At 69.5% G+C, this 770-nt stretch carries 1 protein-coding gene; it reads right to left on the bottom strand.

Going from position 1 to position 770, the window contains the following annotated elements:
- Window positions 1–770 (bottom strand): AMP-binding protein (locus ACOADB_RS19485; protein WP_378602243.1); only part of this gene is annotated, 770 nt, incomplete at its 3' end.

Genomic DNA, 770 nt, shown 5'->3' with positions numbered 1-770 from the left:
CAGATCTCGCCGACGGTGCCGGTCGGGACCGGGTTCCCCTCCTCGTCGAGGATCCGGACCTCGGCGTGCGGCGCGGCCTGGCCGGCGGCCGTGAGCAGGCCGTCGACGTGGTCGTCCGGGCCGAGCAGCGTGGCCACCGGGGCGAGCTCGGTCATGCCGTAGGCCTGGGTCAGCCGGAGGTGCGGCAGGAGCGCCTTCGTGCGGAGCAGGACACCCTCGGAGATGACCGATCCGCCGTACATCAGGCGCTGCAGGGACGACAGGTCGTGTTCCTTGGCGTCCGGGTGGTCGACGACCATCTGGATCATCGTCGGCACCATCAGCACGTCGGTGATCCGGTGCTTCTCGATCGTCACCAGGACGTTCTTCGGTTCGAAGAACGGGATGGTGACGTGGGTGCAGCCGAGCAGGTTCGCGCCCAGGTTCCCGGCCAGGTCGGCCAGGTGGAACATCGGCGCCGCGTGCAGGTACGTCGAGTCGCGCTGGAGCAGGTACCCACTGGCCACCGCCCCCAGAGCGGAGGTCAGCAGGTTGCAGTGGGAGAGCATGACGCCCTTGGGGAAACCGGTCGTGCCCCCGGTGTAGAACAACCCGGCCAGCTGGTCGTCGCAACGCCGTACGTCGGCGACCGGCTCGTTGTCGGCGACCAGCGCCTCGTAGGACACCATGCCCTCCGGCGTCGGGCCGTCGCCGCAGTGCACCAGGGTCGTCACGGACGGACAGCTCGCGGTGATCGCCGGCGCCATCGGAGCGAACGCGTCGTCGATCAA

Source organism: Nocardioides sp. CPCC 206348 (assembly GCF_048654705.1).
Classification (GTDB): domain Bacteria; phylum Actinomycetota; class Actinomycetes; order Propionibacteriales; family Nocardioidaceae; genus Nocardioides.
The sequence above is the reverse complement of the archived record's forward strand: the minus strand, read 5'-3'. Positions and strand labels throughout refer to the sequence as shown.